This is a genomic window from Pseudomonas sp. TWI923 (assembly GCF_039673365.1).
Taxonomy (GTDB): domain Bacteria; phylum Pseudomonadota; class Gammaproteobacteria; order Pseudomonadales; family Pseudomonadaceae; genus Aquipseudomonas; species Aquipseudomonas sichuanensis.
Map to the genome: position 1 here is coordinate 1 of NZ_JBDJLM010000123.1, position 8019 is coordinate 8019.

Consider the following 8019-nt stretch of genomic DNA (forward strand, 5'->3'; position numbering starts at 1 on the left):
GGTGAAGATGGCGCGATCTCTGTGGGAGCCGGCTTGCCGGCGATTGGGCTGCAGGGCAGCCCCATGGCTATAATGGCCGCCCAATTTCCCGGATGTCCCCATGACCCTCGCCACCACCCTCGCAGCCTGCGACATGCTGCTGATCGACGGCCTGCACGCCTTCGACTTCACCTTCGACGAAACCGGCCTTGTGATCGAGTGCATGGACGGTCGCCAGCTGCGCCGCTGGACCTTCACCCCCGAGCAAGTCGCCGCCGCCACTGGCGCGGGCGACGACTGGCGGCTGGCCTCTGCCGAGGGCGAGCATCGTCTAGTCTGTATGAGTGCTTTCAGAGCCCCGGATGAAGAAGACGATGAATCGGACGTGGACGAGCCTGCTGACCGCTAGCCTGATGACCCTTGCAATCAATGCCCACGCCGCCACCTTGCTGGTGGGCAGCTACACCGATGGCCCCAGCCCCAGCCTGGGTATCTACCGTTACGGGTTTGACGAGCGCAACGGCCACATCGACGCCAAGCCCCAGCAGGTGGTCAAGGCGGTCAGCCCGTCATGGCTGGTGCTGTCCGCCGACCAGCGCCTGCTGTTCGCCGTCAACGAGACTGCCCAAGGCCATGCCAGCAGCTTTTCGCTGAGCCGCAAGGGCGAGATCAAACCGCTGAACCAGGTACCCAGCCAGGGCGACGAGCCGACCCACGCCAGCCTCAGCCACGACCAGCGCTACCTGTTTGTTGCCAACTACGCCGTCGCCCCCGACCCCGGCGGCAGCCTGGTGGTGATCCCGGTGGCGAAGGACGGCAAGCTCAAAGCGGTGGTGCAACAGGCACGGCATGCGCCGAGCAAGGTCAACCCCGAGCGCCAGGCCGGTGCCCATGTGCATTCGCTGGTGCTGTCGCCCGATGGTCGCCACCTGTACGCCTGCGACCTGGGCGCGGACAAGGTGTTCATCTACCGCTACGACGGCGCCAGCCCCGAACACCCGCTGAGCCCGGCGATCCCGCCAGCGGTCGACCTGCCGCCGGGCAGCGGGCCGGGGCATCTGCTGTTCGATGCCAAGGGCAAGCACGCCTACCTGACCCTGGAAATGAGCGCCGAAGTGGTGGTTTTCGATGCCCAGGATGGCGCGCTCACCGAGCGCCAGCGCTTGCCGCTGACCGACCTCAAGGACCCCGCCGCCAAAGCCGCCGGCGGGCTGCACCTGTCGGCGGACGGCCGTTTCCTTTACGTCAGCAACCGTGGCACGGCCAATGAGATCGTGGTGTATGCGGTGGGCAAGGACGACGGCCAGCTGACCCTGCTGCAGCGCCGTTCGGTGGAGGGCGATCATCCCCGGGAGTTCACCCTCGACCCCAGTGGCGACTTCCTGCTGGTAGCCAACCAGAAGAGCAACCAGATCGTGGTCATGCACCGCGATCCGCGCAAGGGCACCCTGGGCCAGACCGTACAGAAGTTCGACCAGCCGGCGCCGTCGGACCTCAAGTTCCTCGAGTGATAAGTCTTGCTTGTGGGGGCAACTGTCTTGCTCGCCATTCAAACAGCTGCGCGATTCCTGTGGGAGCGGGTTTACCCGCGAACACGGGCAAAGCCCGTGCCAGGCACCTAGGTTCATCTTCGCGGGTAAATCGCAGCAGCGAACCGCCGCTCCCACAGGCAGAGTGCAGGGCGAGGCAATTATCGATTGCCGTGATATTTGCTACTGCCGCAATGAATTTCAGACAGCGGCTGCATCGGCGTAAGTTTTGACCCAAGGCCCCGATGGGCCAACGTCAAACCACCGAAGTCGAGGTCCGCCAACATGAACTTCAATCTCTTCTCGCTCATCGCCGCTTCCGCCATCTCCGCCTCGGTCGTGCTGCCAGCACACGCGCAGGCCGAACACAGCGGCAAGCCATCCACTACCCACAGCTACACCGACAAATACCTGCAACAGAGCGCGCATTTCCACGCCGCCCTGAGCAAGCACTCCAATTGAGTGTGTAAAGCCATTGGTAATAGCACAACGCCATGTGATTTAATTTGACGCTAAATTCTTGACTCTCCAAGGGGCAGAGCATGATGTGGCGTATCACGGCGGTAGTGCTGTTGCTGATGTCGGCGCCGATCCTGGCGCTGTGAGCTGCAAGCTCAGAGTTTCAAGCTACAAGACAAAGCAGAGTCAGCCGCTCGACTTGGCGCTTGAGGCTCGTAACTTGAAGCTGCTTCACCTGGCCATGATGGCCTTGAACAGGTCCGATTCCAGCAGGCCCTGCAACCAGCTCCGCACCCGCGGATAAGCCGCCTCGGCGAACCACTCAGGTTCGACCCCGGCAAACTGGCGCATCAAGGGCAGCAAAGCGGCGTCGGCCAGGCTCGGGTGGTCGGCCAGCAGGTAAGGCCTGGCTTCGAGCAGGCTTTCCAGCTCCACCAGCCACGCTTCGGCCTGTTGCCGGTAATGCTCTCGGGAATGCTCGGGGTAGCGCTCGGCATATTTGTACAGGTTCACCTGGGCCTTGAACGTGCTGTCGTTACGCGCGATCAGCGCATCGGCCCGTTGTGCCGCCGCTGGGTCGGCCAGCAGGCGCCAGTCCTCGGGGTCATGCCGGGCAAGGGCCCAGCGCATGATATCCAGGCTCTCTTCCAGCACCCCATCCCCGGTATCAAGCACTGGCACCGTGCCTTTGGGCGACAGTGCCAGCAGCTCGGCCGGCTTGTTCTTCATCGCCACCTCGACAATCGCCACTGGGCACTGCGCATAGCGCAGGGCCAGGCGCGCACGCATGGCCCAAGGGCAGCGGCGGAACGAGTAAAGGATCACCCGCTCACCTCGACATCGCTCAGGCCGTTGCCTTGGCGGCGCACCTGGATCTGTACCGGGATGCGCTCGTGCATTTCCTGTACGTGGGAGATCACCGCCACCTTGCGGCCCTGGGCCTGCAGGCCGTCGAGGGCATCCATGGCCAGTTGCAGCGACTCGGGGTCGAGGCTGCCGAAGCCCTCGTCGATGAACAGCGATTCGATGCGCAAGGTGCTGGAAGCCATCGAGGCCAGGCCCAGTGCCAGTGCCAGAGAGACCAGGAAGGTTTCGCCGCCCGACAGCGAATGCACCGAACGCAGTTCGTCGCCCATCTCGGTGTCCAGCACCAGCAGGCCCAGGGCACTGCCGCCGCGCTTGAGGCGATAGCGCCGGGCCAGCTGGCGTAGTTGGCTGTTGGCGTGATGCAGCAGCAGGTCGAGGTTGTAGCCCTGGGCGATCTTGCGGAACACATCGCCCGAGGCGGAGCCGATCAGGGCGCTCAGGCGTGCCCAGCGTTGCCACTGCTGATAGGCCTGGTCGATCTGTTCGGCCAGGGCCTGGTGTGCCTGCTGGCGGCGTTGATCGTCAGCCTGTTGCGCGCGCAGTTCGGCGCATTGCTGCTCCTGGGCGACCAACTGCTGTTGCAGCTCGGCGAGGCTCTGCTCCAGCGCTTCGACCGGCAGTTCGCCATGGGCTTGGGCAGCATGTTGCTGCAGGCGCTGCTCGCGCTCCTGCAACAGCACCCGGCCTTGCTCGATGGCTTTTTCCGCCGCCTGCAACTGTTGGCGCAGCTCACCGAGCTGGGCGTCGTCGATGGCCAGCAGGCGGTCGAGGCCGGCGTCGTCCAGTTCCGGGTGGCTGCTGCGCCATTGGGCGATTGCGCCCTGCAACTGCTGGTGCTCGTGCTCAAGGGCCTGCTGGCGCTGGCTGTTGGCGTTGAGTTCAGCGGCCAATTGCACGCCCTGGGTACGCAATGCCTGCAAGCGTTGGGCAGTGTCGGCGTCGGCGGCGCGAGCCTGTTCCAGCTGTGCTTCCATATGCTGCTGCCAGGCTTCGGCGCTGGCCTGCTCGCCGAGCAGCTCGCCGAGGGTGGCCTGGGCCTGCTGGCGCTGTTCGTCCAGGGCGGCGATTTTCTGCAGCAGTTGCTGCTGATTGTGCTGCCGGGCCTGTTGCTGGTCGCGCAGCTTGTCCAGCTGCTGCTGGCGGGCCTGTTGTTCTTCCTGTTCGTCCTTGCGCTGGTCGAGTTGCTGGCGGCGCAGGGCAATCTGCTGGTCAAGACCGAGGAAGGCCTGGGCCGGGTCGTCGCGCAGGGCCTGGAGAATGTCCTGGGGCAGCACGCTGGCCAGGTCGTTCAGGCCCTGCTCCAATTGCTGCTGGTCGGCAGCCAGGGCTTGGTGTTGCTGGTCGAGGTGGCGCTGGGCCTGCTGCTGGGCCTCGCTGGCAGCCTGTAGCTGCTGGGTGAGGCGAGCGGCGTCCTTTTGCAAGGCGAGCAGGGCGCCCTGGCGTTTCTCGTCGCGGTCGATCTCGTCGCCCAGGCGGCGCAACTGGCCGTCGAGCCAGGCGCTGCGAGCCTTGTCGTCCTGGGGCGCGAGCGCCGGCCACAGGGCATGGGCCTGAACCTGCTCGAGCAACGGCTGTAGCTGTTCGCCCAGCTTGAGCTGTTGCTGCTGATAATCCTTGAGCTGGGCGTTGACCACGCCCAACTCGGTACGCAGCTCCACCAGCCTGGCGTTGAGGTGTTCGACCTGTTTCTGCGCTGCCTCCTCCTCGGCCTGGTCGTGGCGGCCCAGGCTGTGCAGCAAGGCTTCTGGCTGATGGAACGGGTGCTCGGCGCTGCCGCATACCGGGCACGGCTCGCCATCGCGCAGCTGGGCGCGCAGTTCTTCGACGCTGGTGTTGCGCGCCAGGCGCTGGCGATCAAGCAACTGGCGGGTCAGTGTCAGGGCCTGCTCGGCGCTTTCCAGCTCGCTCTTGGCCGCGGTGCCTGCGCCGATCAGTTGCTGGCGCTGCTGCATGGCCTGCTGCTGGCGGTCACGCAGAGCGTCTATCGCCTGGCGCAGTTCCAGTTCACGGCCATGCAGGCGGGCAAGTTCCTCGACGGCGCGCTGCTGCTTGCGGTTGTCCTGGAGCATGCCGCCGAGCAGGTCGATCTGCTCGGCCAGGGCATGGGGTTCGGCCCCGGCTTCGCGGAACAGCATCTCGAAGTTGTCGCGCTGGGCTTGCAGCTGGGCATTGGCCTGGCTCACCTGGGCCTGCAGGCCTGGCAACTCCTCGCGGCCCTTGGCCAGCCGGCCGCCGATCAGCATCACTTGCTTCAATTGCGGCAGATAGGCCTGCCAGGCGTTGGCCAGGCTACCCAGGTGTTCACTGTCGGCCAATGCCGCATCGATCTGCGCCAGTTGCTGCTGGCTGCGCAGCTGGTTTTCTTGCAACTGCTGCAGGTGTTGCTCAGCGTCGCTGACTTCCTGCGCAGCCTGCTGGCAGGCTGCGCGTTGTTCGCCCAGTTCTTTGTCGAGGCGGGCCAGGTCGCCTTGGGCGGCGAATGCCTGGCGCAGGCGCGGGGCGTTATCGCTGTGCTGGGCCTGATGCTGGGCCAGGGCCTGGCGCGCCGTTTCCAGTGCCTGCTCGAGTTCGCTGGTGCGGCTATGCAGTTCGCCTTGTTGGCTCTGCTGTTCGGCAATCGCCACGGCCAGCGGCGCCAATTGCCCGGCCAGATCCTGCTGGCGATGGAACTGGTGCCGCTGCGGCGCAAGGCGTTCCAGGCGCTGCAGGTCGAGGCGTGGTTCGGCCAATTGCTGCCAATTGTGCTCGGCGGCTTGCAAGGCTGCATGGGCTTCGCCGTGCTGGGCTTGCAGCTGGCGTTGTTCGTCGAACCAGACGCGCTGCTGTTCCAGCTGGCGCTGCCGGGCCTGGTCTGCCTTGAACTGCTGCTGGGCCTGGTCCAGTTGCTGGTCGAGCAGGGCGCGGGCGTCGCTTGCCATCGGCAGCAGGTGCTCGGCCTGCTTCTTCAGGTCGTTGTGGCGTTCGCCGGTTTCCCGCGCCTTGCTGAAGGCGCGCTGGCCGAGGCGGGTGTAGATCGCCGTGTTGGTGAGCTTTTCCAGCAGCTCGCTGCGCTCTTTGTCGTCGGCCTTGAGGAAGGCGCCGAACTCGCTCTGGGCCAGCATTACCGCGCGGGTGAACTGTTCGAAGTTCAGCCCCAGGCGCGCTTCGATCAGTTGCTTGTATTCATTCTTGCCACTGCCAAGCAGCTGTTCGCTGTCCAGGTCGTACAGGCTCTGGCGGCTGTTCTGCAGCTTGCCATTGGCTTTCTCGCGGGCGCGGTTGGCTTCCCAGCGGGCGCGGTAGCGGCTGCCGTCGATGCCGACGAAGTCGACCTCGGCAAAACCGCTGCCGGTGCCGCGGCGCAGCAGGTTGCGCGGGTCCGAGGTGGGAATGTCGCCGTCGGCGTCGGGCACCTTGGCTTCCCGGGCAATGTCGTTCAGCCGCGGCACAGTGCCGAACAAGGCCAGGCACAGGGCATCGAGCAGGGTGCTCTTGCCGGCGCCGGTGGGCCCGGTGATGGCGAACAGGCCGGCGCTGGCCAGGGGCTCTGCGGTGAAATCGATGTCGATCGGCCCGGCCAGCGAGGCGAGGTTCTTCAGGCGGATGGCAAGAATCTTCATGGCTGCTCCTCTTCGTGCAGGACGTCCTGCAGCAGCTCGGCAAAATCGGCCAGGGCCTGCTCGTCGGCGGGGTTGCCGTAGGCCTGCTGCCAGGCACGGCCGAACAGGTCCTGCGGGGTCATCTGGGCCAATTCAACGAAGGCGAGTTCGTCGTCTTCCTGGCGGCCCGCGCCTGCGTACTCGGCGCTGATGCGCACCAGGCGCACCGCCTTGCCCTGCAGGGCAACCTCGATCTGCTGGCGCAGGTCGGGCTGCGGCTCGTCCAGCACTACCCGAACTTCGAGCCATGGCTGGCGGTTGGGGTCTTCGAGCAGGTCGATCACTGGCAGTTCGCCGAGCTGCACCAGCAGCTCGCCCAGCGGGGCCGGGCCGACCCGCTGCAGGGCCACCGCCCGCGGGACCAGGCGTGGTTCGACGCTGACCAGTTCGCTGCCGTCGAGCTCCACTTCCAGCACCTGGTGCGGGTAGTTGATCTCGGCGAACGACAGCGGGATCGGCGCGCCGCTGTAGCGGATGCGGTTCTCGCGGTTGACCTTCTGCGGCTTGTGCAGGTGGCCAAGGGCAACGTAGCCGATGGCCTTGTCGAACAGCCGCGCCGGCAGGGCTTCGGCATTGCCGATGATCAGGCTGCGTTCGGAGTCTTCCGAGATGCTGCCGCCGGCCATGTGCGCATGGCTGATGGCGACCAGCGCCTGGTCCTTCTTGCGCTTTTTCTGCGCTGCCGCGATCAGTTGCTCGTGCACCTGGGTGATGCCTTGCAGGTAGTCGTCCCCCAGTGCCGGACCGGTGACTTCGGCCGGGCGCAGGAACGGCAGGGCCAGGCACCAGGCTGCCACCTTGCCGCGGGCGTTGGTCAGCGGGATCAGCAGCCGCTCGGCGTCCAGCTGGCCTTCGTCCAGCCAGTGCACCCGGCCCAGGGCATGGGTGCGCAGGCGGCGCATCAGCGGCGCAGGCAGCTCGATGCGCGAGCCGGAGTCGTGGTTGCCGGCGATCATCACGATATCCAGCTTGGGCTGCTGCTCATGGGCCTGGACGATGAAGTCGTACAGGCGTTCCTGGGCTTTGACCGGCGGGTTGACGGTGTCGAAGATGTCGCCGGCGATCAGCAGCGCATCGGGCTGGCGCAGGTGCAGTTGACCGAGCAGCCAGTCGAGGAAGCAGGCGTGTTCGAAGTCGCGTTCCTGGCCATGCAGGCTCTGGCCAAGGTGCCAGTCGGAGGTGTGAAACAGACGCATGGAAGATCCGTTGGATGAGCGGCAGGGGGCATTTGGGTGAGGGCGGTATGGTAACCCATTGCGGGGTAAGCTCGCTTTCGCTGTGCCGCCTCGATTGAGAATGGGGCGAAAGGTGGGCCAAAGCTTCTGACAGATATCAATACGTTCTTGCGGAGTTTTTTTGTTAAGGACAAGGCATGTTCGAGTGAGTGTTCTGCTGTTGCTGTAGGACGTTTCTTGATCCGCTTCCGGTGCCGTCGAAGGCGTCATCAAGCTGCTAGCGTTCGGCGTTTTCTGCGTACAAAGGAAAGGCCGCATGACCCGCAACCCTTTCAAGGGCATCGCCGCAGGTGACCGCCCATGACCTATCGC

General features: G+C 65.3%; 6 protein-coding genes. 3 read left to right on the forward strand and 3 right to left on the reverse strand.

The window, feature by feature from the left end:
- Positions 1 to 100 precede the first annotated feature (100 nt).
- The 3 genes from ABE459_RS24995 (at position 101) to ABE459_RS25005 (ending at position 1970) form a co-directional block, all read left to right on the forward strand.
- Positions 101 to 388, forward strand: a complete 288-nt coding sequence (locus ABE459_RS24995; RefSeq protein WP_125463282.1) for a DUF5629 family protein — start codon at positions 101 to 103, stop codon at positions 386 to 388.
- On the forward strand, positions 354 to 1490 hold the full coding sequence (locus ABE459_RS25000) for a lactonase family protein (RefSeq protein ID WP_346648160.1): 1137 nt from the start codon (positions 354 to 356) through the stop codon (positions 1488 to 1490). The genes ABE459_RS24995 and ABE459_RS25000 overlap by 35 nt, the downstream gene beginning before the upstream one ends.
- 303 nt (positions 1491 to 1793) lie before the next feature.
- Positions 1794 to 1970 (forward strand): hypothetical protein, encoded by a 177-nt coding sequence (locus ABE459_RS25005; RefSeq protein WP_189654529.1) that lies wholly within the window; start codon positions 1794 to 1796, stop codon positions 1968 to 1970.
- A 228-nt stretch (positions 1971 to 2198) separates the two neighbouring features.
- Here the strand turns inward: ABE459_RS25005 and ABE459_RS25010 are convergent, their stop codons facing one another.
- The 3 genes from ABE459_RS25010 to ABE459_RS25020 are packed head-to-tail and all read right to left on the reverse strand — an operon-like array spanning position 2199 to position 7668.
- Positions 2199 to 2792 (reverse strand): glutathione S-transferase, encoded by a 594-nt coding sequence (locus ABE459_RS25010; protein ID WP_258706041.1) that lies wholly within the window; start codon positions 2790 to 2792, stop codon positions 2199 to 2201.
- A complete protein-coding gene (locus tag ABE459_RS25015; RefSeq protein WP_323833504.1) occupies positions 2789 to 6433 on the reverse strand; it encodes an AAA family ATPase in 3645 nt (1214 codons plus the stop codon). The genes ABE459_RS25010 and ABE459_RS25015 overlap by 4 nt, the downstream gene beginning before the upstream one ends.
- Positions 6430 to 7668, reverse strand: a complete 1239-nt coding sequence (locus tag ABE459_RS25020; protein ID WP_125463286.1) for an exonuclease SbcCD subunit D C-terminal domain-containing protein — start codon at positions 7666 to 7668, stop codon at positions 6430 to 6432. The genes ABE459_RS25015 and ABE459_RS25020 overlap by 4 nt, the downstream gene beginning before the upstream one ends.
- Positions 7669 to 8019: the final 351 nt, after the last annotated feature.